Raw genomic sequence first — 25,550 nt, 5'->3', positions numbered from 1 at the left:
TCCGCAAACGACAGGACTTTAGGCCGGGGCGACCGCCCCTGCCTATGGCCGCCGAAAGTGGCCTATCTCACATAAGCCCGATATGCGCGGGAAATCCCGGACTGCGACTGTCATCAGGGCGGGTCGCTGACGCCCGCTCCGCCGTCGGTCACCGGTGCCGACCCTGTCCACCGGTCTGTTCCGTTCGAGGGGGGTTGTGTCAGCGTCAGTGGGCAGCGGTGATGGGCTTCTGCGCAAGCCCCGCGGAGGCCGAGGCTCCGTCGTGGAGACCGGGTCCCCGTCGCTGTGAGGACTGGGCTCCCGCCGACCGTGCAGCGGGTGGGGCGGACGCCGTTCCTCGGGCCGACTGATCGCGCCCGTCGGTGCCCCGTGCTTTTCGTGGGTTCGCCGCGACGTCCCGGGCGGGTCCGCTGTGATGCACGTCACCGGAACCGGGCCGGGTGGGCGGACAAGTCAGGGGGTGAACTACTCGATGCACGCGCGTATCCGCGCGGGGGATCCGGATGCCTTCCGGGAGCTGTTCCGCGATCATGCCCAGCTCGTCTTCCGGCACGCCGTCCGGACCACCGGAGACTGGAGCGCGGCGGAGGACGTCGTGTCGCTGACGTTTCTGGAGGCCTGGCGGCTGCGCGGGAAGCTGCGGGACGAGGGGCAGAGCCCGAGGCCCTGGCTGATGGGCATCGCTGTCAACGTGTTGCGCAACACGGGGCGCGCGGTCCGTCGCCATGAGCGGGCGTTGGCCAGGGTGCCGTTGCGGGACGTACTGCCCGACTTCGCCGACGAACTCGTCGGGCGGATCGCCGACTCCGACGAACTCGCTGCCGCCAAGCGCGCGTTGGGGCAACTGCGGCGTGCCGAGCGGGAGGTGTTCGCGCTCTGCGTGTGGGCCGGTCTCGGTTACGCCGAGGCCGCGGAGGCGCTCGGCGTGCCGGTCGGCACCGTGCGGTCCCGGCTGTCCCGTGCGCGGGCCCGGCTCCGCAAGCTCACCGACAGCGAGTTGCGGCGACGGGGCGGGAGGACGAGACCCCGCACGGCGAAACCCGGCGGGGAGGGAACCCGTACGACGGAGCCCGGCCGGGAGGAGCCCTGTACGACGGAGCCCGGCCGGGAGGAGCCCCGCGGGACCGAACCCCGGAGTGCCGAACCCCGCAGAACGGAACCCGATGGGATGGAACCCGGTGGGGCCTGCGGACAAGTACAGGGTGGCCGCACCACAGCGGCCCGGTCGAACGAGGAGAGAACCCGATGATCCGCACCCCCTGGCGGCGGCGCGAAGAGCCGCTGGACCGCGCGGAACTGGCCCGGCTGCTGCCCGCACCCGGTGATCCGGAACTCTCCTCCGACCGCCTGAGCGGCCTTGAGGAGCACCTGATGACCGAGATCCGGAACCGGACGCCCGACACCGCCCCCGACACCTCGACCGGTGCCCCGCCCGCCGGTCTGAGCGAGGGCGACCGCGCCCCCCGGCCGGCCCGCCGCTCCGGCCGTCGCCCGGTCCTGGTCGGCGTTGCCGCCGCCCTGGCCCTGGCCGCCGCCGGGGTCGCCGGACTCGCAGGCAGCCCGGACGGCTCCGGCGGACCCGAGAGCCCCGGCCGCGCGGTCACCCCGCCCGCCGGGGCCGTCCCCGCCCCGGTCGTCCAAGTGGTCCGGGGCAGCACCGCGGGGCTGGCGGGCGCCGTGGCCGACATTTCCGGGGCGGCGGCCAGGGCGGAGCTGCCCGAGCCGGGCCCGGGGCAGTTCCTGTACGTCCGGAGCCTGGTCTCCTGGCTGGTCTCCTGGGAGGGCGCCGACGGGAAGAACAGGAGTTACGTCGACAAGATCCATCCCCGCGAGGTCTGGATGTCGCCCGACGGCAGCAAGGGACGGCTGATCGAGCCCTACAAGAAGGACCTCGACCGCGACGGCATCACCCTGGACGACGCCGAAGGCGGGGAGCGCACCCTCAACTCGCCCAGTTACGACTACCTGAGGACCCTGCCCACCGACCCGGATCTCCTGGTGAAGAAGGTCTACGACGAGACGGAGGGCATGGGCAACGGCCCTGACCAGCAAGCCTTCAGCACCATCGGCGACCTGCTGAGGGAGCAGGTGGTTCCGCCGAAGCTGGCCGCCGGCCTCTACCGTGCCGCGGCCCGGATCCCCGGGGTGGTCCTCGTCGACGACTCCGTCGACGCGGCAGGCCGGCACGGGGTCGCCATCGCCCGTACCGACGAGGAGGACGGCTCGCGCACCGAGTGGATCTTCGACCGCGAGACGTACACGTATCTGGGGGAGCGCACCGTGCAGACGCGCGATGTGGAGGGCGTCAAGGCGGGCACGGTCACGGGCCATACCGCGGTGACGGACCGGGCCGTCGTCGACGCGGTCAAGCAGCGCCCGGCGGGCTCGGCTCCGGGTGAGCGGGCCGCCTCCCCGGCCACCCCTTCCGCGGGGACCTGACCTTTCCCGCCGTGCCCGCCCCGGCTCCTCTCCGCCGGGGCGGGCACGGCCCTTCCTCCTCTGCCGCTCCTGCCCCGGCCGCCCTCTCTGCCGGGGCCCGACCCTCCCGCACCCGTGCGCCCGCTCGCCCGGGCCTGGCGCCGTGCTCGTGCGCCCCGCTCGTCCGGCCTTGGCGCCGCGCCCTCGTCCGCATAGCGTCTCGCGTAGCAGTCAGCGTCAGCGTCAGCGTGAGAGAGGCCGTCCGTGCCGCACACCCACCCGTCCCCGTCCCCGGCCCCCGAAGGCGCCGGAGCCCCCGCGGAACGCGCCCGGCGCGCAGCGCGCATCGAGGCCTCCCTCACCGCGCCCGGCGCGCCCTTCGCCGTGGTCATCGGCGAGCAGGGGACGCCGGAGTACGCCGACGGGCCCCGTACGCTCCGGGAGTTCGTGGAGACCACCTGGGCCTACCGGGACACGCCGTTCCTCGTCGCCGGCGAGCAGCGCTACTCCTACGCCGAGTTCTTCGCCGCCGCCTCCGCCCTCGCCGTACGCCTGCGGGAGCGGTACGGGCTGCGCTCCGGCGACCGGGCCGTGATCGCGATGCGGAACCGTCCCGAGTGGCAGATCGCCTTCTGGGCCGCCCAGTTGGCCGGTCTCGTCGCCGTACCGCTCAACGCCTGGTGGACCGAGGACGAGTTCGTCCACGCCCTGGAGGACTGCGAACCCGGGGTGCTCCTCGTGGACGGGGAGCGGCTGGGGCGGGTCTCCGGCTGGGCCCGGCGGACCGGGACGCGCGTCGTCCTCTTCAGCGAGGTTCGCGGGGACCACGGGGGCCACGGCGAGGTGAACGGAACCGTGCTTGCGGCCGGGCCGCGCGTCGAGCGGTACGAGGAGTTCCCCGCGCCCGACCCGCTGGCCGCGCCGCCCGACGTGGAGCCCCGGCCCGAGGACGACGCCACGATCCTCTACACCTCCGGCACCACCGGCCGCCCCAAGGGCGCGGTGGCCACCCATCTCGCCCAGGCCGGGGCCGCGCTCAACCCCCGCTACCACGCGGCGGCCTCCGCGCTGGCGCGCGGCGTCATCCCGGGGCAGGGGCCCGCCCCCGTCTCCCTGATGACGTTCCCGTTCTTCCACGTCGCCGCGTTCACCGGCTTCTACGGTGCGATGGCGGCCGGCGGCACCCTCGTCCTGATGCACAAGTGGGACGCGGACGAGGCGCTGCGGCTGATCCGGACGCACCGCGTCACACACTTCGCCGGGGTGCCCACCACGGGCCTCCAGCTGCTGGAGGCCGCGGAGCGGGCCGGGGACGGGCTGGAGAGCCTCACGTTGTTCAGCACCGGGGGAGCCCCCGCCCCGCCCGCCCTGGTCGCCCACCTCACCGCCCGGTACGGCGAGCGCGTCGAGCCCCGCAACGGCTACGGCCTCACCGAGACCAGCGGCGGGGTCCTCGCGCACTTCGGGGACGCGTACCGGGCGGAGCCGGGCGGCGCGGGGCGGCCCACCCCGGTCACGGAGGTGAGGGTCGCCGGACCGTCGGGCGAGGAGCTGCCCGACGGGGAGCCGGGGGAGCTGTGGCTGCGCGGCCAGTCGCTGTTCCGCGGCTACTGGCGCGACGTGGCGGCGACCGAGGAGGCCTTCGGCGACGGCGGCTGGTTCCGTACGGGGGACCTCGCCGTACGCCGCGAGGGGCGGGTGTCCATCGTGGACCGGCTCAAGGACGTGGTGATCCGGGGCGGCGAGAACGTGTACTGCGTCGAGGTCGAGGGCGTCCTGCACGACCACCCCGACGTGGCCGACGCCGCCGTCCTCGGCATCCCGCACCCGGTGCTGGGGGAGGAAGTGGCGGCCGTCGTCCGACCGCGCCCCGGGGCCGGGGCCACCGCCGGGGGGCTGCGCGAGCACGTCGGCGCGAGGCTCGCCGCCTTCAAGGTGCCCGCCCGGGTGCTGTTCACCGACGAGGAACTTCCGCGCAACGCCACCGGGAAGCTCCTCAAGCACCGCCTCCGCGCCTTCGTGGAGGGCGCCGGGACGGGTGCCGCGGAGGGTGCCGCGGAGGGCGCTGGGAGGAGCGCCGAGAAGGACACCCCGGCGTGCGGTCCGTCGTACGGTGCGGAGGCCGGGCCGCCGCTCACGGGCGTGTGACCCGCACCCGGTAGTTGCCGTCGTCGTCCTCGTCCAGCACGGATATCCGTACGCCGTTGGTCCGGTCGATGAAGGTCTGGCCGGGGCGGAACGGGGCGTCGGACAGTTCCGCGTGCACGTTGGGGCGCCGGGTGCAGCCGCCGCTGTCCTCGGTGGCGTCGGCGACGGAGACCGGGCCCTGGCCGGTGTCCACGTCGGAGCTGACCTTGTAGATCAGGACCCCCGGTCGGCAGACCGCCTCGTCGTTGCCCGCCGCCGTTCGGACCTCCACGGCGTAGCCGGACCGGTCGCTCAGCGGGACGAAGGCGAGCTTGGTGCCGCCCTCGGCGGCCAGCGGGCCGAGGGTGTGCTCGCTGACGCCGGCCTTCGACGCGCAGCTGATCTGCTCGTTGTCGAGCCAGCCGAGCTTCCACTTGTGCCAGGCCAGGAAGTCGTTGTTGGCGCCCCAGTCCTCGGACATGATGTCCCAGTGCCCGACCGAGCCGCCGCCCTCCATCGTGTAGAGGTCGGGCAACCCGAAGACGTGGCCGTTCTCGTGCGGCAGGACGCGGTAGCCGGTCTCGGCGTACGACCCCGATCCGTCGTCCTGGCGGCTGTAGACGAACGACGTGTTGGAGAGCGGGACACCGTCCGCCGTCGGGGCCTCGTCGTTGCCGGAGAAGGTCACCGAGAGCACGGTGTCCAGCGCGGAGGGGCCCGCGTTCGGGCTGACCAGCACGTTGACCAGGTCGTACGCGGAGAAGTCGACCCGGGGGTCGGCGGCCGCGACGATGTCCTTCACCAGTTGGCGGTAGCCCGGCTCGAAGGGTGAGCCGCGCTCTATCCCGTACTCCGTGAAGGGCATGGGCATCCGCAGCCAGTCCTTGACGGGGGCCTCGGGACGGTAGACGAGCCGGCCGTAGGAGCTGGCCCTGAACCACTCGGAGGTCTGCGGGAAGAACTCCGCGTACCGGTCCGTCGCGGGTTCCGATCCCTCCGCGTCCGGGAAGTCGATCATCAGGTTGAGCGCCCTTATCTCGCCGGTCGAGCGGGCGTAGCCGGGCGGGGTCGGCAGCCCCTCGGACATCTGTACGCCCATGGTGGCGGAGATCCGGCACGGGGCGAGCGCGGAGTCCTGGCTGGTGGCCGCCGGGCCCGCCGAGGCGCGGCCGGCGTTCGGAAGGGTGGTGCTGGCCGAGGCCACGGCCGCTATGACCAGCGCGGTCGCTCCGGCCAGGGCGACCGGGCGGCGGTGTCTGCGTATCCGGTGGCGGGGCTGCTGCATAGAGGCGCCTTCGGGGTCCGCGGCAGTCGGCCGACCCCTGACTGCGCTCTGGCGATCAGCCTGTGCCGGGTGGTCCGGGGCCGCTCGCTGGGTGCGCCGATCGGAGGTTTTTCCCTCCGTGGCCATGTGACGCGGGTCACGCCTTGGCGGGAAATAAGCGGGGAGCCTCTCCCCGTTTGCATACGTGCCCCCGCTAAACGGGGAAGCGGTCCCCGGTTACCGATGGAGGCCGGCCGACTACTCAGAGGGAAGTGGAGGAGGAGCGTCGTCGTGGAGACCACCGCCGGGGCCACCAGGGCCGCCTCGAAGAGCACCGCACCGGCAGCCGTCGGCGGCACCGCACCCGCGACGCCGTGCCGGGCGCCGCGCCCGCGGGCCGACGCGCTGCGCAACCGCGAGCGGATCATCGCGGCCGCGCGCGAGCTGTTCGTCGAGTTCGGGCCGGACGTGGCGCTGGACGACGTCGCACGGCGAGCGGGCGTGGGCAACGCCACGCTCTACCGGAACTTCCCCGACCGGGCCGCCCTCACCCATGAGGTCGTCCTCGCGGTCACCTCCCGCACCACCCTGCGGGCCGAAGAGGCCGCCGCGGCGGAGTCCGACCCGTTCGCCGCGCTCAGCCGCTTCGTGCACGCGGCCGCCGACGAGCGGATCGGCGCCCTGTGCCCGATGCTCTCCGGCGTCTTCGACAAGGACCACCCCGAACTGCTCGCCGAGCGCCGACGCCTGGAAGAGGTCGTCGAAGGGCTCGTGGCGCGCGCCATGTCCGCGGGGCGGCTGCGCACCGACATCGCCGTCGGTGACGTACTCGTCGCCCTCTCCCAACTCACCCGTCCGCTCCCGGGCATCGCCTGCCAGGGCATCGACCGGTTCACCCACCGTCATCTGCAGTTGTTCCTGGACGGACTGGAGTCCCCGGCCCGCTCCGAACTGCCCGGATCGGCGGCGACCTTGGAGGACCTGCGGCGCCCCTAGGGCCCGTTGTCGAACTGCTCCGGCCCGCACCGACCTGAACCTTCCGGCTGTCCCCCGAGGGGGCCCGGACCACCGACTCACCTCACTCACCCCGTCGCGCGTACACGAACACGTACCGCCGATGCCCATTTCGCGACGCCTCGGCGCCCTCGCACGTCCTTAGGTGGATACACCCATGCCCAAAACGGCTGACACCGCCCTTCCCGATCCGAGCCGCTGGAAGGCCCTGGCCTTCATCGCGCTCGCCCAGCTGATGGTCGTCCTCGACGCGACCATCGTGAACATCGCGCTGCCCTCCGCCCAGACCGACCTCGGCATATCCGACGGCAACAAGCAGTGGGTCATCACCGCCTACGCCCTCGCCTTCGGTGGGCTCCTCCTCTTCGGCGGCCGGATCGCCGACCTCTGGGGACGCAAGCGCACTTTCGTCGTCGGGCTGATCGGCTTCGCGCTGGCCTCCGCGCTCGGCGGCGCCGCCCAGAACGAGGCGATGATGTTCGGCTCCCGGGCCCTCCAGGGTGTCTTCGGCGCGCTGCTCGCCCCGGCCGCCCTCTCCCTGCTCGCCGTGATGTTCACCGACGCCAAGGAGCGCGCCAAGGCCTTCGGCATCTACGGGGCCATCGCCGGTGGCGGTGGCGCGGTCGGGCTGATCCTCGGCGGCTTGCTCACCGAGTACCTGAACTGGCGCTGGACGTTCTACGTCAACATCCCGTTCGCCATCGTCGCCGCCGCCGGCGCGTACTTCGTCATCCGTGAGCCCTCCGGTGCCCGCAACCGCGCACCGCTGGACATCCCCGGCGTCGTGCTCTCCACGCTCGGCCTGGTCGCCCTGGTGTACGGCTTCACCCGCGCCGAGTCGGCGGGCTGGTCGGACACGCTGACCGTCTCGATGTTCATCGCCGCCGTCGTGCTGCTGGTGGCCTTCGTCGTGACCGAGGCGCGGGTGAAGTCGCCGCTGTTGCCGCTGCGCGTCCTCACCGAGCGCAACCGCGGCGGGGTCTACCTCTCGCTGGGGCTCGCCATCATCGCGATGTTCGGGCTGTTCCTCTTCCTGACCTACTACCTCCAGGTCGTGAAGGGCTACTCCCCGGTGAAGACCGGCTTCGCGTTCATGCCCATGATCGTCGGCATGATCACCGGCTCCACCCAGATCGGCACCCGGCTGATGACCCGGGTCCCGCCGCGCCTGCTGATGGGCCCCGGCTTCCTGGTCGCCGCGGTCGGCATGCTGCTCCTGACCCAGCTGGACCTGAACACCAGCTACGCGGCCGTCATCCTGCCCGGCATGCTGCTGCTCGGCCTCGGCATGGGTACGGCGTTCATGCCGGCGATGTCCCTGGCCACGCACGGCATCGAGCCGCGTGACGCGGGCGTGGCCTCCGCGATGGTCAACACCTCGCAGCAGGTCGGCGGCGCCATCGGCACCGCGCTGCTGAACACGATCGCCGCGAGCGCCACCACCGCGTACGTCGCCGATCACGCGGCCCGCGCCACGGACCCGCAGCTCCTGGAGCTCCAGGCCATGGTCAGCGGTTTCGCCGCCGCGATCTGGTGGGCCGTCGGCATCCTGGTCGTCGCCGCCGCCATTGCGATCGCCCTCATCAACACCGGCCGCCCCGGAACGGGGTCCGGTGGCGGTGGGACGGCCGGCGCGTCCGACGCGGACGCCGAGGAGGAGTTCAGGATTCCGGTCGTCGCCCACTGACGACGGCGGTTCCGGCTTCGTTCCGGTGGTTCGCCGCCCGGTACTTGCCCGCCTCGGTGGTTCCTCTGCCCGTGGCCTCTCTGCCCTGGTTCCGCTCAGCGAACGCTCGCTCAGCGGAGCCAGGGCAGATCCGCGTCCGTGCCCTCCGGCTCCAGCCCGGTCGCGAGCACCCGCATGATCTCCCCGAGGCTGCTCACCTGCTCGGCCGTGAGCCGGTCGAACATCGCCTGCCGTACGGCCTCGACGTGACCCGGGGCGGAGCGGCGGAGCATCTCGTAGCCGTCGTCCGTGAGCACCGCGTTCTGGCCGCGCTTGTCGGAGGGGCAGTCCTCACGGCGCACCCAGCCGTTCTTCTCCAGCCGGGCGATGGCGTGCGAGAGCCGGGAACGGGTGATCTTCGCGTTCCGGGCCAGCTCCGTCATCCGCATCCGGCGGCGGGGCGCCTGCGAGAGCTGGACGAGCAGCCCGTAATAGGTGTGCGGCATGCCGGCGTCGCGCTGCAACTGGCGATCGAGGTGGTCCTCCAGCAGCGTGGTGGCGTGCAGGTAGGCGCGCCAGGCGTGCTGCTCCTCGTCGGTGAGCCAGCGCGGCGCGCTGGTGGATGCCGTGGTCATGTACTCCACTGTACGACCTCTTCTTGAAAGTTTAACTAGATAGAGCTAAGGTCTCCGAAGATAGGAGCTTGAAGTTTCAAGAAACCTGCCCCGAGAGATCCCCGCGGGGGATCCGAAGGAGTTTCGCAGGACCTCTGAACAACCATCCCCCGGATGGCCTCGGGAAACTCTCCTGCTCGGACGAGTTCGTGACCGGATCCCGTGTTCGTGTGCCCGGCGAGGCGCCCGTCTCAGTGGGGCCGTGTCCAGTGGATGGGAGTGCCATGACAGCCACCGCGGAGCGGATGCCCGCCCTCTACCTCTCGCACGGCGCACCGCCGCTGGCCGACGATCCCGTCTGGCCCGGCGAGCTCGCCGCCTGGTCCGCGGGGCTGCCCCGCCCCCGCGCGATCCTGATGGTCTCCGCCCACTGGGAGGAGGCCCCACTCGCGCTGGGCGCCACCGAGACCGTGCCGCTCGTGTACGACTTCTGGGGCTTCCCCGAGCACTACTACGGGGTGCGTTACGGAGCCCCGGGCGCGCCCGAGCTCGCCGACAGCGTCCGCAAGCTGCTGCGTGGCGCCGGGGCGCCGGTCCAGGACATCCCGGACCGCGGCCTCGACCACGGGGCGTACGTACCGCTGGTGGAGATGTTCCCGGACGCCGACGTCCCCGTACTCCAGATCTCCCTGCCGACCCTCGACCCGCGGAAGCTGATGGACATCGGGCGCAAACTCGCCCCCCTGCGCGACGAGGGCGTGCTCATCGTCGGCAGCGGCTTCTTCACCCACAACCTGGCCGCTCTGCGCCACCCGGGCGGCGGCGTTCCCGGCTGGTCGGCGGAGTTCGACGACTGGGGCGACCGCGCGCTGCGGGCCCAGGACGTCGACGCGCTGATCGACTTCGAGCACACCTCTCCGGCCGGGAAGCTGGCCCACCCGCGCACCGAGCACTTCGCGCCGCTGTTCGTGACGCTGGGCGCGGCCGAGGACGAGCTGGACCGGGGGCGCAGCGTCATCGACGGCTTCTGGCTGGGGCTGGCGAAGCGCTCGGTGCAGTTCGGCTGAGGGGTTCGGGGCGCTTCGGGCCGGGCTGGGGGACCGGGCGCTCCGGGTTCGGCCGGTCGTCCATGCCGGTCACGCCGGCCGTGCGCGGGCCGGGCGGATGGGGCCGCGGTCCCGGTCGGTCTCGGACCGGGGTCCCAGCACGCCGGACCCCGGTTGCCCGCCGGGTCGGCCGACGGGGCGTACGCCCCGCGGCGGGGCCCACCCCCGTACGGCGCGTCGCGGATGCCCTGAGCAACCCGAACGCCGCCCGATCCGTCTTCCGGGGTGGGAGCACGGCATTGCGGGCACCGGACCGGGGGACGTGGGGCGTGCGTGTGAATGCGGTCTCATGCTTGCGCCGATTCCGGGTACCCGGGCGGAGAGCCGCACAGGGGCCGGTTCGGCCCCGCCACCGGCTCTGACCTGCGCGTCCGGCGGAATCCGGAAGCGGAATCCAGCGGTCGGCGCCGGACAGGGTACTGCATGATCGCGAAAGCGAATGTGTGGCATGGGAATTCTGTCCGGATTCCAGTCGTTGTTTCCATCGGATGCAGGGCACCTCGAAAGGGTGTCGCGACCTACTCAGCAAGGGAGCACGCATGGCAACCCGTGCCGTCGCCCGTCGTACGTCCACCTCTTCCGGTGGGTCCGGCCGGGCAGGCAGTGTTCGCGCCGTGGGCGGGGAAATCGCCGATCGCGACCTGGTCGGCATGTACCTGGACGAGATCGCTCGCACGCCGCTGCTCGACGCCGCCAAGGAAGTCGACCTCTCCCAGACCATCGAGGCGGGCGTCTTCGCCCAGCAGATCCTCGACGGCGGGGTGGAGAGCGCCGCCGGTGACGCGAAGCGTGAGGAGCTGGAGGCGCTGGTCGCCGAGGGCGAGCGCGCCAAGGACATATTCATCCGTTCCAACCTCCGGCTCGTCGTCGCCGTGGCCCGCCGCTACCCGCGTGCGGGGCTCCCCCTGCTCGACCTGATCCAGGAGGGCAACGCGGGCCTGGTGCGCGCGGTCGAGAAGTTCGACTACGCCAAGGGCTTCAAGTTCTCCACGTACGCCACCTGGTGGATCCGGCAGGCCATCACCCGGTCCATCGCCGACCAGTCCCGCACGATCCGGCTCCCCGTCCACCTGGTGGAGGAACTCGGCCGGATCCGCCGGGTCCAGCGCGAGTTCAACCGCGAGCACGGGCGCGACCCGGAGCACGCGGAGATCGCCGCCGAGCTCGACTCCAACACCGAGCGCGTCGGCAACGTCCTGGACTGGGCCCGCGATCCGGTCAGCCTCAACATGTCCGTGGACGACGACGGCGACACCCAGTTCGGCGACCTGCTGGAGGACACCTCCGCCGTCTCGCCCGAGCAGTCCGTCATGACCCTGCTCCGCAGCGAGGAGCTGGAGGACCTGATCGGCAAGCTCGACAACCGGACCGCGTCGATCATCAAGATGCGGTACGGCATCGAGGACGGCCGGGAGCGCACGCTGACCGAAGTGGGCAAGCAGCACGGCCTCACGCGGGAGCGGATCCGCCAGATAGAGAAGCACGCACTGCTCGAATTGAAGCGAATGGCTCACGACACGGGCTTTGACGCTGCGGCGTGAGCCAATAACCCGTAATCTCCCCATCAAGCCGGTTCGCACCGGCCGACCGATCGGGTCATTCCGGTCACCCGACCGGTTTTCACCGGTCCCTGAGCTGAGCCCCGGCGCCCACCCCCCCCCGGCGTCGGGGCTCACCCCTGTTCCGGATCGGCCGGGCGTCGGCCCCGGGCGGCGCGGGTCAGCCGGGCGCCGAGGCTCTCCAGGTACTCCACCAGCTGCGGCGGCCCCTGCGCGGAGAACTCGCAGTCCACCAACATCAGCCGTAACGCCACCCACTCCAGCGAATCGGTGCACGAGGTCCGCAGCCGGCAACCGCCCTCCCCGTCGAGCTGCGGCGCTCCGAGGTGGGCGGGCAGCCGCGCCGCCACGAACTCCGCCGGCGCCCCGAACCACACATCGAGGCACAGCTCCGGCTTCATCCGCCGCATCGACCGGGCCAGGAACTTCGCCGCGTCCCCGCTCTCCCCGTCGCACCCTGCCTGGCTGCGCGCGTCGCTCCCGCCGCTCCCCGCGCCCTCGACGGGCAGCGGCCTCGGCGCGAACCGGGCTCCCGTCGGGTACGGCTCGCCGACCCGGTCCACCCGGAACGTACGCCAGTCCTCCCGGCCGAGGTCGTAGGCCACCAGGTACCAGCGCTGCCCCGTGCTCACCAGCCGGTACGGCTCGACCTGCCGCTTCGTCCGGGTGCCGTCGCCGCTGCGGTACGCGAACCTCAGCCGCTCCCGCCCGGTGGCCGCCGAGGCCAGCGTCGTCAGGGTCCGCGGGTCGATGGTGGCGCCGTCGCCCCGGGACAGCGGCACCGTGGCGTTCTGGAGCGCGGAGACCCGGTGCCGCAGCCGGGAGGGAAGCACCTGTTCCAGTTTGGCCAGCGCCCGTACGGAGGCCTCGTCGACACCCTCGATCGCGTGCCCCGCCCCGGCCCGCAGCCCCACCGCGATGGCCACCGCCTCCTCGTCGTCCAGCAGGAGGGGCGGCATGGCGGCGCCCGCCACCAGGCGGTAGCCGCCGATGGAGCCGCGTGAGGCCTCGACCGGGTAGCCCAGGTCGCGCAGCCGGTCGACGTCGCGGCGGATCGTGCGCGGACTGACAGCGAGCCGCTCGGCCAACTCGCCGCCGGGCCACTCGCGGGGGGTCTGGAGGAGCGACAGCAGTTTCAGCAGTCGTGCTGGAGTGTCGGACATGGCTGCAGGATGGCGGACCATCAGGTCATCATCTGACCTAATGGATGCCTAGGTTCTTCCCATGCCTTCTTCCGCACCCCCGCCGCCCCCGCCGCCCACGGCGTCGCATCTCGCTACGCCCACGCCGCCCGCACCGACCGCACCGGTGAAGACACCGGTGGCACCCACGCCCGCCCCGGCCGACCGGCGGCGCTGGTTCGCACTGGCCATCGTGATGACCGCCGCCTTCATGGACCTGGTCGACGTCACGATCGTCAACATCGCGATCCCCAGCATCCAGCGCGAGACCGGGGCTTCGGTCTCCGCGATCCAGTGGATCACCGCCGGTTACGCCCTCGCGTTCGCGGCCGGACTGATCACGGGCGGCCGCCTCGGCGACATCTACGGGCGCAAGAGGCTCTTCCTCGTCGGCATCGGCGGATTCACGCTCGCCTCCGCCCTGTGCGGCTTCGCGGGCAGCCCCGAGATACTGGTCGCGGCCCGGATCCTCCAGGGCGCGACGGCGGCCCTGATGGTGCCCCAGGTCCTCTCGATCGTGCACGCCACCTTCCCGGCCCACGAGCGCGGCAAGGTCTTCGGCCTCTTCGGCGCGGTCGTGGGACTCGGCGCCGTCTCCGGTCCGCTGCTGGGCGCCCTGCTCACCGAGTGGGACCTCTTCGGGCTCGGCTGGCGGCCGATCTTCCTGATCAACCTGCCCGTCGGGATCGCCGGACTGATCCTCGGCGCGAAGTTCATCACCGAGTCGAAGGCCCCCCGGGTGGTCCGTCTCGACCTGCCCGGCGTCGCCCTCATCACCCTGGCGATGCTGATGCTCATCTACCCGCTCACCCGGGGACACGAGCTGGGCTGGCCGCTCTGGGGCCATCTCACGATGGTGGGCAGCCTGTTCGTCTTCGGGGCGCTGGTCGCCTACCAGCGGCAGAAGGCGCTGAGCGACGGCTCTCCGCTGATCGAACTGTCCTTGTTCCGGGTCAAGAGCTTCGCCGCCGGCATCGCCGTGCAGCTGACCTTCGGCGTCGGCCTCGGCATCTTCTTCCTGGTCTGGACGATGTACATGCAGATGGGTCTCGGTTGGAGCGTGCTGCGCGCCGGCACGACGGGCATTCCGTTCTCCCTCGCCGTCTCGGTGGCCGCCGGGATCTCCGTGCAGAAGCTGGTGCCCCGCTTCGGCCGCAAGGTCCTCCAGGCCGGTGCGCTCCTCATGATCGCCGGACTGCTGATCTACCTGTGGGAGAGCGAGCAGTACGGGATGGGCATCACGTCCTTGCAGATGGCCGTCCCGCTGGTGGTCATCGGCGTGGGGATGGGACTGATCGTGGCTCCGCTGACCGACGCCGTGCTCTCCGAAGTGCCCAAGGAGCACGCCGGTTCGGCGTCCGGGCTGATCAACACCGTGCAGCAGATGGGGACGGCGCTCGGTCTCGGCCTGGTGTCCGTCGTCTTCTTCGGGGCGATCGGCGACCGGCTGGCCCCCGAAGAGGTCGGCCCGTCGTTCGTCGACGCGTTCCAGCAGTCGCTGTGGTGGGTGGCCGGAGTGCTCGCGGTGATCTTCCTGGTCATGTTCGCGCTGCCCGCCCGGCCGCGCGCCCACGTCGAGGACGAGGCCCACGTGGAGGACGAGGCCCACGTGGAGGGTGTCGCGAACCTGGAGGGTGTCGCGCGCTGATCCGTGTGGGCGGCATGACCCGGCCCCGCGTGGGCGCGCGGCCGGGCCCCGCTCTGACCGACCCCCTCCAGTGACCGGCCTCGGCGGCGCGTCCGCCCGGGCCGGTCACGATGGTGTCCGGGTCAGCAGATCCGGGTGCGGTTCTCCATGGCCGCACGGGCGGAGTGCTCGTCCTCGTACACCTCGCACATGTGGCGGCCGTCGGGCGTCGCCGTGTGCTCGACCTCCCACAGGCTCGTCTCGCTGCCGTCCAGCAGCAGGAACGCGTGCTCGTAGAGCGTGAAACCGGCCGAGCGGCCGTCGACGCGGCACTGACGCCCGAAGACCTGGGTGATGTGGTGGGCGAACGCCGACCGGAGCAACCGCGCCTTCTGCTCCCCCGGCCGGTCGGCGTTCTCCGCGCGGCGCAGCACCCGGCGGGCGTGGTCCGCGGAATTGTCGGGGGCATACGTCCGGGGGAGCGGGGCCGGCGGGGCGAACATCAGGACCGTCAGCATCTCCAGATCGCCCTGGGCCTCCTGCGTCCCCTCGTCGCCGAAGGCCGGAGAGTCGGAGAGGCTTCCCGCGAGCCGGGACGCGGCGATGCGGGCGTCGCCCTCGTCGTCGTACAGCTCGTGCCGACGCGGTATCCGCACGTCCCGGCCTCCGCTGTGCACCAGCTCCCACAGAGTGAGGGCGGAGCCGTCGGCGAGGAGATACGTGTGACGGTAGGTCTCGCGGTGCAGGACGGAACTGTGGTGCGACGAGTGCAGCGAACTGCTGTGGGCGAGCGCGGTGCCGAGGCGGTCGACCGTGCTGTCGGGAAGGTCGAAGGAGTTGAGGGCGCGTCGCAGGAGTCGGTCGAGGTGGTGCTCGGTTGTCTCGTACGGATCGCTCAAGGTGGTGTCTCCAGGCCGTCGCCGCGTGTTACTTGGTGCGTGCTTAACGTAGTCCCTGGGTCCGACATCGTGACCGGGGTTCGTGAAAACGTAGGGCGCACGCAGAAAGTTCCCCGCGTGTTCCCGGTGCATTTCGGGCGCTTCAGGTGAACTCCCTTACGCAGACGGCGAGTCGGCCGCCCGCGCGCCCCTCGCTCACGCCGCGCGCCCCCGGGGTTCCGCCGATCGGACCGGCCGCCGACGCCGTGGAACGCCGTGGCACCGGCCGCCGTGGAACGCCGTGGCACCGACTGCCGTACAGCTTCGTGGCGTCGGCCGCCGTGGCGTCTACTGCGTTGGGTCGGCCGCGTTGGGTCGGCCGCCGTGCGCGTGCGTGCCGTTAGCCGCCGTACAGCTCTGTGTACGAGAGGAGCCTGCCGCCCGGCCCTTCGGTGCTCCGGGCCGCCCGCACGGCCTTGACGATCGCCCGCGCCAGGACGTCGGCGCCCGCCGCCAGGATCTCGTTGACGGCGGCCGGGTCCCCGGGTGCCACCCGCACCTGCCCGGTGGCCAGCGTGAACACGGTGTCCCCGTCGGTCAGCAGATGGACCGGGCGCACCGCGCGGGCCAGCCCGTCGTGTGCCGCGCCCGCCAGCTTCTGGGCCTGCGCCCGGGTCAGGTCCGCGTCCGTGGCGACGACCGCGATCGTCGTGTTGAACGGCGGGGCCCCGCCTCCGACCGCCTCCGTCGCCTCCCGCTCCCGTGCGAGACGCCGCCCCGCCGCGGCGTGGACCTCGGCCGAAGGGTGGGCCGGCGGCTCCCCGGCCCCGTACTCCCCGAACAGCACCCCGGTCCGGGGGTCGACCACCGAGCCCGCCGCGTTCACCGCGACGAGGGCGGCCACCGTGACGCCGGAGGTGAGGCGGGTGCTCGCCGTGCCGACGCCGCCCTTGAGCTGCCCGGCCACCGCGCCGGTGCCGGCGCCCACGCCGCCCTCGGCCACGGGCTCCCCGGCTCCGGTGGCTGCCGCGGCCTCCACCGCGGCGCGGCCGGTCGACGCGTCGGGGCGGGCCCGCCAGTCGCCGCCCCGGCCGAGGTCGAAGAGGGCGGCGGCCGGAACGACCGGTACCACCTGGGTGGGTCCGGGGCCGACCCGGACGCCCCGGCCCCGCTCCTCCAGCCAGGCCATCACGCCGGACGCGGCGTCGAGCCCGTACGCGCTGCCGCCCGTGAGGACGACGGCGTCGACCCGCTGCACCAGATTGCGCGGGTCCAACGCGTCCGTCTCCCGGGTGCCCGGTCCGCCGCCCCGTACGTCCACGGCGGCCACGGCCCCGCCCTCGGGCGCCAGGACGACGGTCGTTCCGCTCAACGCGCCCGCACCGGCGACTTCGGCGTGACCGACGCGGATTCCGGCCACATCGGTCAGCGCGTCCAGCGGAATCGGGTACCCGGCGGCCCCGGCCCCGGGGTCCTCGGCGTCGTCCTCGGGGTTCACGGGGTTCATCGTGCGGCTCCTCCGGTCGGCTTCGGGGCTCGCGGGAGTGCGAACCGATGTGCTGCGAACGTAAGCCGATGTGCTGCGAACGTACCGGCGAGCGGGGCGCGGTGACCCCGAAGCGCCCCGCCCCGGGCAAGGCGACCCTTGCGACTGTCCGGGCGACCTCTCTCCCTCTCACCCACCAAAACGGGTTCAATCAACCCAAATAGTCCTACGGTGGCCAGGTGACCGAGCCCTCAGAAGCCACCGCAGCAGCCGAGCCCGACGTCCCTGGCGGACCTTCGGCCACGTCTCCCTCCGCTACCGGACCCCGGTCCGTCACCGCCCGGGCGACGCTCGTCGGCGTGGTGGTCTCCGCCCTGCTGATCCTCGCGATCGTGCTCGGCAGCCGTATGCTCCGCACCTTCGACTCGGCTCTCCTCCCTTATGCCGTGGCCACGGTCTTCCTCGCTTTCGGCGTCGCCTACCGGTACACCGTCTGGATCTCCGCCCCCGGGGCCCGGCGCCTTTTCCAACAGGGCTGGCGCAGCCTCTTCTCCCTGGACAACTTCCGCAGGGCCCCCACCGCCCTGCCGAAGATGATCGCGACCTATCTGGGCTTCCAGAAGTTCCTCGGCGCCCGCTCCCACGCCCGTTGGGCCGCCCACCAGCTGATCTTCTGGGGCTGCGTCCTCGCCGCCCTCATCACCTTCCCGCTCACCTGGGGCTGGTTCACCTTCACTTCCGGAAGCGGAGCGGGACCCGGCTACGAGATGCGGATCTGGGGCTTCAAGATCCTCGGATTCGACTCGCTCAACGTCCTCGGCTGGCTGATGTTCCACGGCCTGGACATCGCCGCCGTCCTCGTCATCCCCGGTGCCTCGTACTTCCTGTGGCGCCGTATGAAGGACCGCGGCGCCGCCACCGGCCAGCGCTTCGCCTACGACCTGGTGCCGCTGATCGCGCTCATCGTCATCTCCGTGACGGGGCTGCTGCTCACCTTCTCCTCGATCTTCCTGCACGGCGGCGGCTACCAGTTCCTCGCGATCCTGCACATGGCGTCGGTCGTCTTCACCCTCATCTACATCCCGTTCGGCAAGTTCTTCCACATCGTCCAGCGACCCGCCGCGGTCGGCATGCAGCTGTTCAAGTACACCGGCCGCCAGGACGACGAGGTGTTCGCCTGCCGCCGCTGCGAGGAGCCCATCGACACCGGCCCCTACGTCGAGAACCTGCGCGGCACCATGCGCGACCTCCGGCTCGACTTCGACTCCTGGGCCGAATACTGCCCGCGCTGCAAGCGGGTGCTGCGCGGCAGCGCCTATCTCTCCCATGTGAAGAAGGGCTTCAAGTGACCGCGGATCCGCGAGCTGCTTCCGAACGGCGTACGTTCATCCCCCTGGACCCCTCCCTCACCCCTCCCGGCACCCGCGCCTTCCGGGACGCGGGCGGCATCCCGGCCGACCAGTGGCACGCCGACCAGAACGGCGAGACGCTCGTGCCGACCCACTGCTGCTTCTGCGGTGTCCAGTGCGGGATGTATCTGCGCGTGGACCGCGGCGGCAAGGTCTTCGGTGTCGAACCCCGCAACCACGACATCAACCGGATGCGGCTCTGCCCCAAGGGCATCAACGCCTACCAGCAGGTCAACCACCCCGACCGGTTGACCGCCCCGCTGATGCGCCGCTCCCGCGACGAGGAGTTCCGCGAGGTCTCCTGGGAGGAGGCGCTCGACTTCACCGTCTCCGAGATCAGGCGCATCCAGCAGGCTCACGGCAACGACGCCTTCGGGCTCCTCGGCGGGGCCAGCCTGTTCTCCGAGAAGACCTATCTGGTGGGCAAGTTCGCCCGGGTCGCGCTCAAGACCCGGCACGTGGACTACAACGGGCGACTCTGCATGGTCAGCGCCGCGGGCGCCAACAAGCTCGCCTTCGGCATCGACCGGGCCGGCAACCCCTTCTCCGACATCCTCCTCACCGACTGCCTGCTCATCGCGGGCTCCAACGTCGGCGAGTGCTTCCCCGTGATGACCCAGTACGTCTGGGGGGCCCGGGACCGCGGGGCCAGCCTCATCGTCATCGACCCGCGCGAGACCGCCATCGCCCGGACCGCCGACATCCACGTCGCCCTCAGGCCCGGCACCGACTCCGCCTTCTTCACCTCCGTCCTGCACGTCGTCATCGAGGAAGGGCTCACCGACGAGAACTACCTCGCGGCCCACGCCACCGGTTGGGAGGAGGTCAAGGCCAAGGCCGCCGAATACCCGCCCTCCCGTGCCGCCGCGATCTGCGGGATCCCCGCCGAGCAGATCGTCCAGGTGGCCCGGACCTTCGCCCGCGCGCCCAAGGCCATGGCCTGGCACGCCCGGGGCATCGAGCACCACTCGCAGGGCGTCGAGAACTGCCTCACCGTGATCAACCTCTGCACCGCCACCGGCCACATCGGCAGACCCGGCGCCGGCTACGGCACCATCACCGGCCAGGGCAACGGGCAGGGCGGCCGCGAGCACGGCCAGAAGTCCGACCTCCTCCCCGGCGGACGCTCCATCATGAACGAGGAGCACCGCCGCCAGATCTGCGAGATCTGGGGTATCGAGGAGTCCGAGCTCCCGCCCGCCGGGACCTCCATGATGGAAATGGTCTGGCAGATGCAGCGCCGCGAGATCCGTGGCCTCATCGGCATCTGCAACAACCCCTTCGTCTCCCTGCCCAACTACCGGGTGGTCAAGGAGGGGTACGACACCACCGAGTTCCACGCGCAATTCGACTTCTTCCTCTCCGAGACCGCGGCCAACGCCCATGTCGTCTTCCCTGTCACCACCTGGGCCGAGGACGAAGGAGTGATGGCCAACGCGGAAGCCCGCGTGGTCAAGCACAACAAGGCCCAGGACCCGCCACCCGGCGTTCGCACCGATACCTGGGTGATGTGCGAACTCGCCCGACGGCTCGGGGCCGGCGGCAAATTCGACTTCCCCGACTCCCGGTCGGTCTTCGACGAGCTGCGCGTCGCCTCCGCCGGCACCGTCAACGACTACTACGGCATCACCTACGAACGTCTGGAGGAGACCGGCGGCATCGCCTGGCCCTGCCCGACCACCGACCATCCCGGCACCCCGCGCCTCTTCGAGGACGGGAAGACCTACCACCCCGACGGCAAGATCCACCTCCAGGTCGTCGAATGGCACCCGCCGATGGACCCGTACGACGACGAGCACCCCATGTCGCTCACCACCGGCCGCACCGTCGCCCACTTCCTCTCCGGCAACCAGACCCGCAGGCTCGGCGCCCTCGTCGAACAGACCCCGCGACCCTGGGCCGAGCTCCACCCCTCGCACGGCTTCCGCAACGGCGAGCCCGTCCGCGTCGTCACCCGGCGAGGCAGCGAGGTCTTCCCCGCGCTGGTCACCGAGGCGATCCGCCCCGACACCGTGTTCATCCCCTACCACTGGCCCGTCCCCACCGCGGCCAACGCCCTCACCATCGACGCCCTCGACCCCCGGTCCAAGATCCCCGAGTACAAGGTGTGCGCCTGCCGCGTCGAGCACGCCGAGCGGATCGACGAGGTCCCCGCCCCGCCGGTCGCTCCCGGCCATGTCGCCTACCCGGAGACCCAGGTCTCCCGTACCGACCCGCTGCCTCCCACGGCCCCTCAGGGCCGTGGCACCTCGGAGAGGAGCTGAAGCCCCATGATGGGCAGAACGATCTTCATCGACCCGGGGCGCTGCATCGGCTGCCAGGCCTGTGTCTCCGCCTGCCGCGAGTGCGACTCGCACCGCGGCACATCGATGATCCACCTCGACTACACCGACGAGGGTCACTCCGTCGCCTCCCTTCCCACCGTCTGCATGCACTGCGAGGACCCGGTCGCCCCGTGCGCCGAGGTCTGTCCCGCCGACGCGATCCTGGTGACCGCCGACGGTGTCGTGCAGCAGGCCGACACCACCCGCTGCATCGGCTGCTCCAACTGCGTCAACGCCTGCCCCTTCGGCGTACCGAAGATCGACCTCCAGGCGAAACTGCAGATGAAGTGCAACCTCTGCTACGACCGCACCGCCTACGGTCTCGCCCCGATGTGCGCCACCGTCTGCCCGACCGGAGCTCTCTTCTACGGAACCGTCGAGGAGCTCCAGGCGGAGCGCCCCGGCGTCCAGGTCGCCGACACCTTCGTCTTCGGCGAGACCGAGGTCCGCACCGGTGTGGCCATGGTCGTCCCCGCGGAACGGGTTCAGTGGCCGGTACCCGGCGGGCTTCCCGTCGTCGAGATCAACGGGAAGGACGTCCGCCGATGAGCGTCACCGATCAGCGGCCGGGCGGAGAGCGCCCTGCCGGGGGAGACCCGCGCGAGGCCCTCCGGGACCGGATCGCCGCCGACTCCCTCACCACCCGGCGCGACTACCTCCGCATCGTCACCACCGTCTCCGGCGGCCTCGCCGTCGGCGGCGTCGGGGTGGCCGCGGGCATGCTCCACCGCCACGGCGACGGCGAGGAGGGCAAGGCCCCCGAGGCCAAGCGCATCGCCGGGCGACTCCTGCCCGGCGAGTCGATCGCCTTCCGCTACCCGGGCGAGGAGGACCGGGCCGTCGCCGTCCGCCTCGACGACGGCGCTCTCGTCGGCTACTCCGCCGTCTGCACCCACCTCGCCTGCGCCGTGCTCTGGCGCAAGGACCGGGGGAGCGAGGGCGAGCTGTACTGCCCGTGCCACGAAGGAGTCTTCGACGCCCGGTCCGGAGAGGTCACGGCAGGGCCGCCACCCCGCGGGCTGCCCAAGGTCGTGGTCATCGAGCAGGACGACGGCAGCATCTGGGCCGTCGGGACCACCCGCTCCGGCGAGAGCATCGAGGAAGGCCTCTGCCGCCGGCTCGGCGGCGACCGCCCCGACCTCGCCTCCCGCATCGGCTGCCCCGACATCGGCGGCGGAGCCGAATCCCCGCCCCGGACCGCCGGTGCGCGCGAGCCCTCCGCCACCGCCGAGAACCCGGGCAGGCGGGCATGAGCGACACCCCGCACCCCGAACAGCCGCTGCCGCCCCCCGGCAGCCACTACCCCACGTACCACCCCGGCAGCGCCGTTCCCGACCTGAACCGGCCCGTCCACGAGAGGTATCCGCAGATCCGCCCCACCAGCGGATACGGGGACCCCCGCGTCCGGCACACCGGCCCCGGGCCCGGAGCGGGCGCCGACCAGGACCCCGAGCGCTCGTCGAAGCTGACCGCCCGGCTCACCCTGGCCATGACCGTCGTCATCGGCCAGCTCTGGGGACTGACGGTCCTGATCGACGAGTGGATGGAGGGCAACACCGGCACGGCCTGGTGGGGGGCCGGCTTCCTCGGCCTGTCGTTCCTCGTCGTGCTGGGCCTGTGGCTCATCGACCCGAAGGACCGCTGACACCTGCCGCCCGGCTCCACGGCGGCGGCTCACACCTCGTGGTGAGCCGCCGTACCCTGGAGACATGAGCGCCGCCCCCGCCCCCAGCCCGCGCGATGCGAAGCAGCAGCAGCCACAGGAGCAGCCGCACGAGGAACCGAAGCCCAAGCCGGTTCTGGACTTCGACGATCCGCTGGACCGGCAGTCCGCGGACGATACGGACCAGGGGTGGGGCGAGCGGCCTCTCTCCGGCGGCAGCGCCGCCGACCTCGCGCGCTTCCTGGACGAGAAGCCGCCCCACCACATCTGAGCGATGGCCCGGAGGACTACCGGTCCTGGCGCGGGCCTGGGGCTGCCCCGCCCGTTCCGTCCGGGCCTTCGCCCGAGCCCGGTCCGGTGAAGCCGGGTGCCCCACCCGTGCGCTGCGCCACGAGGGCGTCGCGGATCTCCTTCAGCACCTCCAGCTCGCTCACCTCCATCGTCTCCTGCACGCCTTCCTTGGCGGCCTGCATGGCCGCCCGCCTGGCCAGGTACTTGGCCATCGGCAGCACCATCAGGAAGTACACGACGGCCGCGGTGATCAGGAAGCTGAGGGCGGCGCTGAGCACCGATCCCCACAGGATCTCGATCCCGTCCATCTCTCCCGTCTTCGGGTCCGTGGTGCAGGGACCCTGGAGGCAGGAGCTGTAGCTGTCCAGGTCCTGGGTGCCGAACGCACCGACCAGGGGGTTGATGACGCCCTTGACGACAGCGTTCACGATGTTGGTGAACGCGGCGCCGATGACGACAGCCACCGCGAGGTCGATCACATTGCCGCGCGTCAGGAAGACCTTGAAGCCCTCCAACAGACTGACCTTCTTCTCGCTCACGGGTGAGCCTTCCTTCGCATGGGCGGTGAGGGGAGCAAACTGCTCCGCCACCTAAGGCGGGCGAAGGCAGCACTGTCCAACCCGCTGGTTCTCCCGGGTGACGTGAGGAGACGTCAGTTCGCATCGGCCACCGCCACGGCCAGCCGACCCGAAACCCCCGCGCCCAGCAGCGCCGTGGCCGTCGACCGCTCCACGGACAGCACCACCAGCGCCCCGGCCGCCGCCCCGGCGCCGGAGACGTCCGCCGCCCGACCGCCGGATCCTGCGGTCGCGTGCGGCACCTTCGCCACGCGCACCCCTCGCGCCACCACGCGCGCGTCGTCGCCGGGATCACCGACCGCGATCACATCGACCCGGTCCCCGGGGCGCAGCAGCCGTACGGTCTCCGGGTCCGCGATCCTGACCGGCGCGGAGACCAGCCGCACGGACGACCTGCCGGCCCCCGGCGGAGCCTCCGGTGGGCCGGCCTCTCCGTCGGCACCACTCAGACCGGTGGTGGCCAGCGCGGCACCCGCCAGCGCGAGCCCCGCAGCCGCCGCCCGCCGCTGTCGGCGCAGCATCCGGCGCAGCCGGTCCGCGCCACCGCCCCGCACGCGCAGGGGCCCGAACGGCCCCACCCCGCACGGGGCGGGCACCGGCGCCGGAGGCGGAGCCGGGCAGCGGGACGGGGACCGAGACGGCGAAGGGGACCGAGACGGGTAAGGAGGCATGGACCCGGGAGCGGGAGCGGGAGCGGGAGCGGATAGGGATGCGAGCGGGGACGCGGATGTGGACAGGGACGCGGATGCGGACGTGCACGGGGGCGTGGACATGTCACCACCTCGATTCGGGCGGACGAGGGCAAGGGAAGGGAACGCGAAAGGGGAGTCCGGACCGGTTGACCCGGCCGAACTCCCCTCACTTTCCCCCGCCCCCGCAGATCCCGCTGAGGCCTGTGGACAGTCCTCGCGCTGGGGATAACTCCGTCACCCGTTCCGGCGCGGTCCGCCCTGCCCGAGCGACGGCGATGCACGCTACGGCAGAGCGATCCCCGTGTCGATCCCGTCCAGGGCGTGGGCGCACGTGCAGTTGCGGCTCTCGCTCCTCGGCAGCCCGGCCACCGCGTCGAACAGCACCGAGCGCAGCCGGTCCACGTTGGCCGCGAACACCTGGAGCACCTCCTCGTGGGAGACGCCCTCGCCCGCCTCGGCCCCCGCGTCCAGGTCGGTCACCAGGGTCATCGTCGTGTAGCAGAGGCCCAGCTCACGGGCGAGGACCGCTTCGGGGTGCCCGGTCATGCCCACGACCGACCAGCCCATCGCCGCGTGCCAGCGCGATTCCGCACGGGTCGAGAAGCGGGGGCCCTCCACGACCACCAGGGTGCCGCCGTCCACCGGCTCCCAGTCGCGTCCGCGAGCCGCGGTGAGCGCGGCCTTGCGCCCCTCGGGGCAGTACGGGTCGGCGAAACCCAGGTGGACGACGTTCGGCACGGTTCCGTCGGCCCGGGTCTCACCGTCGTAAAAGGTCTGCACGCGGGCCTTCGTGCGGTCCACCAGCTGGTCGGGGACGAGCAGGGTGCCCGGCCCGTACTCCGGCCGCAGCCCGCCCACCGCGCACGGGCCGAGCACCTGCCGGACCCCGACGGAGCGCAGCGCCCACAGGTTGGCCCGGTAGTTGATGCGGTGCGGCGGCAGGTGGTGGCCGCGTCCGTGGCGGGGCAGGAAGGCCACCCGCCGACCGCCGAGCTCACCGAGGAAGACCGAGTCGCTCGGCTTCCCGTAAGGGGTGTCCACGGAGACCTCGGTGACGTCCTCCAGGAAGGAGTAGAAGCCCGAGCCGCCGATGACACCGATCTCCGCGGAGCTCCCGGTACCCGCCGTACCCGTACCGGAGCCCGTTTCGTCAAGTGCGTTCGCCATGCGGTCACCGTATCCGGAGGAGCGATTCCCGGGACGAACGCCCGGACCCCGCCGAGTGGCCTCGGCGGGGTCCGGTGAAAGCAGACGGGGCGTACGCGGGCTCAGGCGGCCGACGTACCGCTCGACGAGGCCGGCGCGGAGGCCGACGACGAGGAGGAGCCGGACGAAGAGGACGACGACGCTGTCGCGCTCGCCTTCGTGTCCGAACCCGACGACGAAGAGGACGACGCGGAGTCGGACGACTTCGAGGTCGCCGGCGCCGGCGTGCTGCTCGACGAGGAGCCGCGGCTGTCGTTCCGGTAGAAACCGGAACCCTTGAAGACGATGCCGACCGCGGAGAACACCTTCTTGAGGCGTCCGTCGCAGCTCGGGCACACGGTCAGGGCATCATCGGTGAACTTCTGCACCGCCTCGAGGCCCTCGCCGCACTCGGTGCACTGATACTGGTAGGTCGGCACTTGCTCCTCCTGGCACTCTCACTCAATG

General features: G+C 71.9%; 23 protein-coding genes. 14 read left to right on the top strand and 9 right to left on the bottom strand.

Annotation, left to right across the window (positions count from 1 at the left end; all coding sequences use genetic code 11):
• The first annotated feature begins 472 nt into the window (after window positions 1-472).
• From ACH4RG_RS24470 to ACH4RG_RS24460, 3 genes are all read left to right on the top strand, one after another.
• Window positions 473-1,249 (top strand): RNA polymerase sigma factor, encoded by a 777-nt coding sequence (locus ACH4RG_RS24470; protein ID WP_397920879.1) that lies wholly within the window; start codon window positions 473-475, stop codon window positions 1,247-1,249.
• Entirely contained in the window at window positions 1,246-2,439 is a 1,194-nt protein-coding gene (locus tag ACH4RG_RS24465) for a CU044_5270 family protein (protein WP_398540242.1), read from the top strand. The genes ACH4RG_RS24470 and ACH4RG_RS24465 overlap by 4 nt, the downstream gene beginning before the upstream one ends.
• 243 nt (window positions 2,440-2,682) lie before the next feature.
• Window positions 2,683-4,566 (top strand): class I adenylate-forming enzyme family protein, encoded by a 1,884-nt coding sequence (locus ACH4RG_RS24460; RefSeq protein ID WP_398540241.1) that lies wholly within the window; start codon window positions 2,683-2,685, stop codon window positions 4,564-4,566.
• Here the strand turns inward: ACH4RG_RS24460 and ACH4RG_RS24455 are convergent.
• Window positions 4,553-5,830: a M6 family metalloprotease domain-containing protein gene (locus ACH4RG_RS24455; RefSeq protein ID WP_398540240.1), complete on the bottom strand. Its 1,278-nt coding sequence runs from the start codon at window positions 5,828-5,830 to the stop codon at window positions 4,553-4,555. The genes ACH4RG_RS24460 and ACH4RG_RS24455 overlap by 14 nt on opposite strands.
• A 270-nt stretch (window positions 5,831-6,100) precedes the next feature.
• Here ACH4RG_RS24455 and ACH4RG_RS24450 point away from each other — a divergent pair, with 270 nt between their 5' ends.
• Window positions 6,101-6,805, top strand: coding sequence for a TetR/AcrR family transcriptional regulator (locus tag ACH4RG_RS24450; protein ID WP_397920887.1), 705 nt, complete (start codon window positions 6,101-6,103; stop codon window positions 6,803-6,805).
• Between the two features lie 175 nt (window positions 6,806-6,980).
• A complete protein-coding gene (locus tag ACH4RG_RS24445; RefSeq protein ID WP_397920889.1) occupies window positions 6,981-8,510 on the top strand; it encodes an MFS transporter in 1,530 nt (509 codons plus the stop codon).
• Between the two features lie 110 nt (window positions 8,511-8,620).
• On the opposite strand, the gene ACH4RG_RS24440 is transcribed toward ACH4RG_RS24445, so the two are convergent.
• On the bottom strand, window positions 8,621-9,133 hold the full coding sequence (locus ACH4RG_RS24440; protein ID WP_397920891.1) for a MarR family winged helix-turn-helix transcriptional regulator: 513 nt from the start codon (window positions 9,131-9,133) through the stop codon (window positions 8,621-8,623).
• 254 nt (window positions 9,134-9,387) lie between these two features.
• Between ACH4RG_RS24440 and ACH4RG_RS24435 the strand changes: the two genes are divergently transcribed.
• Entirely contained in the window at window positions 9,388-10,170 is a 783-nt protein-coding gene (locus tag ACH4RG_RS24435) for a dioxygenase (protein ID WP_397920893.1), read from the top strand.
• A gap of 578 nt (window positions 10,171-10,748) precedes the next feature.
• Window positions 10,749-11,750 carry a sigma-70 family RNA polymerase sigma factor gene (locus ACH4RG_RS24430; RefSeq protein ID WP_361879720.1) on the top strand — a complete coding sequence of 334 codons (1,002 nt, stop codon included), beginning with the start codon at window positions 10,749-10,751 and terminating at the stop codon, window positions 11,748-11,750.
• A gap of 131 nt (window positions 11,751-11,881) precedes the next feature.
• On the opposite strand, the gene ACH4RG_RS24425 is transcribed toward ACH4RG_RS24430, so the two are convergent.
• On the bottom strand, window positions 11,882-12,931 hold the full coding sequence (locus tag ACH4RG_RS24425) for a helix-turn-helix transcriptional regulator (protein WP_397920895.1): 1,050 nt from the start codon (window positions 12,929-12,931) through the stop codon (window positions 11,882-11,884).
• A gap of 61 nt (window positions 12,932-12,992) precedes the next feature.
• On the opposite strand from ACH4RG_RS24425, the gene ACH4RG_RS24420 reads away from it, so the two are divergent.
• On the top strand, window positions 12,993-14,597 hold the full coding sequence (locus ACH4RG_RS24420; protein WP_397920897.1) for an MFS transporter: 1,605 nt from the start codon (window positions 12,993-12,995) through the stop codon (window positions 14,595-14,597).
• Between the two features lie 122 nt (window positions 14,598-14,719).
• Here the strand turns inward: ACH4RG_RS24420 and ACH4RG_RS24415 are convergent, their stop codons facing one another.
• Together ACH4RG_RS24415 and ACH4RG_RS24410 are read right to left on the bottom strand one after the other, a co-directional pair.
• Window positions 14,720-15,475 carry a DUF6227 family protein gene (locus ACH4RG_RS24415; protein WP_397920899.1) on the bottom strand — a complete coding sequence of 252 codons (756 nt, stop codon included), beginning with the start codon at window positions 15,473-15,475 and terminating at the stop codon, window positions 14,720-14,722.
• Window positions 15,476-15,854: 379 nt separating this feature from the next.
• Window positions 15,855-16,961, bottom strand: a complete 1,107-nt coding sequence (locus tag ACH4RG_RS24410; protein WP_397920901.1) for a P1 family peptidase — start codon at window positions 16,959-16,961, stop codon at window positions 15,855-15,857.
• Between the two features lie 218 nt (window positions 16,962-17,179).
• Here ACH4RG_RS24410 and ACH4RG_RS24405 point away from each other — a divergent pair, with 218 nt between their 5' ends.
• The 6 genes from ACH4RG_RS24405 (at window position 17,180) to ACH4RG_RS24380 (ending at window position 22,607) form a co-directional block, all read left to right on the top strand.
• Window positions 17,180-18,289: an MFS transporter gene (locus ACH4RG_RS24405; RefSeq protein WP_398540239.1), complete on the top strand. Its 1,110-nt coding sequence runs from the start codon at window positions 17,180-17,182 to the stop codon at window positions 18,287-18,289.
• Window positions 18,286-20,613: a molybdopterin oxidoreductase family protein gene (locus tag ACH4RG_RS24400; RefSeq protein ID WP_397928411.1), complete on the top strand. Its 2,328-nt coding sequence runs from the start codon at window positions 18,286-18,288 to the stop codon at window positions 20,611-20,613. The genes ACH4RG_RS24405 and ACH4RG_RS24400 overlap by 4 nt, the downstream gene beginning before the upstream one ends.
• A 6-nt stretch (window positions 20,614-20,619) precedes the next feature.
• Window positions 20,620-21,222 carry a 4Fe-4S dicluster domain-containing protein gene (locus ACH4RG_RS24395; RefSeq protein ID WP_003968479.1) on the top strand — a complete coding sequence of 201 codons (603 nt, stop codon included), beginning with the start codon at window positions 20,620-20,622 and terminating at the stop codon, window positions 21,220-21,222.
• Window positions 21,219-21,926 carry a ubiquinol-cytochrome c reductase iron-sulfur subunit gene (locus ACH4RG_RS24390; RefSeq protein WP_398162952.1) on the top strand — a complete coding sequence of 236 codons (708 nt, stop codon included), beginning with the start codon at window positions 21,219-21,221 and terminating at the stop codon, window positions 21,924-21,926. The genes ACH4RG_RS24395 and ACH4RG_RS24390 overlap by 4 nt, the downstream gene beginning before the upstream one ends.
• Window positions 21,923-22,318: a hypothetical protein gene (locus ACH4RG_RS24385; protein ID WP_397920909.1), complete on the top strand. Its 396-nt coding sequence runs from the start codon at window positions 21,923-21,925 to the stop codon at window positions 22,316-22,318. Before ACH4RG_RS24390 ends, ACH4RG_RS24385 begins: the two co-directional genes overlap by 4 nt.
• A gap of 64 nt (window positions 22,319-22,382) precedes the next feature.
• Window positions 22,383-22,607 (top strand): hypothetical protein, encoded by a 225-nt coding sequence (locus tag ACH4RG_RS24380; protein WP_097865675.1) that lies wholly within the window; start codon window positions 22,383-22,385, stop codon window positions 22,605-22,607.
• 16 nt (window positions 22,608-22,623) lie between these two features.
• Here the strand turns inward: ACH4RG_RS24380 and ACH4RG_RS24375 are convergent, their stop codons facing one another.
• The 4 genes from ACH4RG_RS24375 to ACH4RG_RS24360 form a co-directional block, all read right to left on the bottom strand.
• Window positions 22,624-23,166: an MscL family protein gene (locus tag ACH4RG_RS24375; protein WP_397920911.1), complete on the bottom strand. Its 543-nt coding sequence runs from the start codon at window positions 23,164-23,166 to the stop codon at window positions 22,624-22,626.
• A 113-nt stretch (window positions 23,167-23,279) separates the two neighbouring features.
• Window positions 23,280-23,876: a hypothetical protein gene (locus ACH4RG_RS24370; RefSeq protein WP_397920913.1), complete on the bottom strand. Its 597-nt coding sequence runs from the start codon at window positions 23,874-23,876 to the stop codon at window positions 23,280-23,282.
• Window positions 23,877-24,179: 303 nt separating this feature from the next.
• On the bottom strand, window positions 24,180-25,064 hold the full coding sequence (locus ACH4RG_RS24365; RefSeq protein ID WP_397920915.1) for an S-methyl-5'-thioadenosine phosphorylase: 885 nt from the start codon (window positions 25,062-25,064) through the stop codon (window positions 24,180-24,182).
• Window positions 25,065-25,165: 101 nt separating this feature from the next.
• Complete coding sequence (locus ACH4RG_RS24360; RefSeq protein WP_397920917.1) at window positions 25,166-25,522, bottom strand: FmdB family zinc ribbon protein; 357 nt, start codon at window positions 25,520-25,522, stop codon at window positions 25,166-25,168.
• Between the last annotated feature and the right edge of the window lie 28 nt (window positions 25,523-25,550).

It is taken from the genome of Streptomyces sp. NPDC021019, from assembly GCF_044333295.1.
Lineage (GTDB): Bacteria > Actinomycetota > Actinomycetes > Streptomycetales > Streptomycetaceae > Streptomyces.
This window is presented reverse-complemented; position numbering and strand designations above follow the sequence as displayed.

Coding starts and splice junctions, on each gene's coding strand:
- ACH4RG_RS24470 (WP_397920879.1), top strand. CDS start 473: ATGCACGCGCGTATCCGCGCGGGGGATCCGGATGCCTTCCGGGAGCTG.
- ACH4RG_RS24465 (WP_398540242.1), top strand. CDS start 1,246: ATGATCCGCACCCCCTGGCGGCGGCGCGAAGAGCCGCTGGACCGCGCG.
- ACH4RG_RS24455 (WP_398540240.1), bottom strand. CDS start 5,830: ATGCAGCAGCCCCGCCACCGGATACGCAGACACCGCCGCCCGGTCGCC.
- ACH4RG_RS24445 (WP_397920889.1), top strand. CDS start 6,981: ATGCCCAAAACGGCTGACACCGCCCTTCCCGATCCGAGCCGCTGGAAG.
- ACH4RG_RS24435 (WP_397920893.1), top strand. CDS start 9,388: ATGACAGCCACCGCGGAGCGGATGCCCGCCCTCTACCTCTCGCACGGC.
- ACH4RG_RS24430 (WP_361879720.1), top strand. CDS start 10,749: ATGGCAACCCGTGCCGTCGCCCGTCGTACGTCCACCTCTTCCGGTGGG.
- ACH4RG_RS24425 (WP_397920895.1), bottom strand. CDS start 12,931: ATGTCCGACACTCCAGCACGACTGCTGAAACTGCTGTCGCTCCTCCAG.
- ACH4RG_RS24420 (WP_397920897.1), top strand. CDS start 12,993: ATGCCTTCTTCCGCACCCCCGCCGCCCCCGCCGCCCACGGCGTCGCAT.
- ACH4RG_RS24410 (WP_397920901.1), bottom strand. CDS start 16,961: ATGAACCCCGTGAACCCCGAGGACGACGCCGAGGACCCCGGGGCCGGG.
- ACH4RG_RS24395 (WP_003968479.1), top strand. CDS start 20,620: ATGATGGGCAGAACGATCTTCATCGACCCGGGGCGCTGCATCGGCTGC.
- ACH4RG_RS24390 (WP_398162952.1), top strand. CDS start 21,219: ATGAGCGTCACCGATCAGCGGCCGGGCGGAGAGCGCCCTGCCGGGGGA.
- ACH4RG_RS24385 (WP_397920909.1), top strand. CDS start 21,923: ATGAGCGACACCCCGCACCCCGAACAGCCGCTGCCGCCCCCCGGCAGC.
- ACH4RG_RS24380 (WP_097865675.1), top strand. CDS start 22,383: ATGAGCGCCGCCCCCGCCCCCAGCCCGCGCGATGCGAAGCAGCAGCAG.
- ACH4RG_RS24370 (WP_397920913.1), bottom strand. CDS start 23,876: ATGCCTCCTTACCCGTCTCGGTCCCCTTCGCCGTCTCGGTCCCCGTCC.
- ACH4RG_RS24365 (WP_397920915.1), bottom strand. CDS start 25,064: ATGGCGAACGCACTTGACGAAACGGGCTCCGGTACGGGTACGGCGGGT.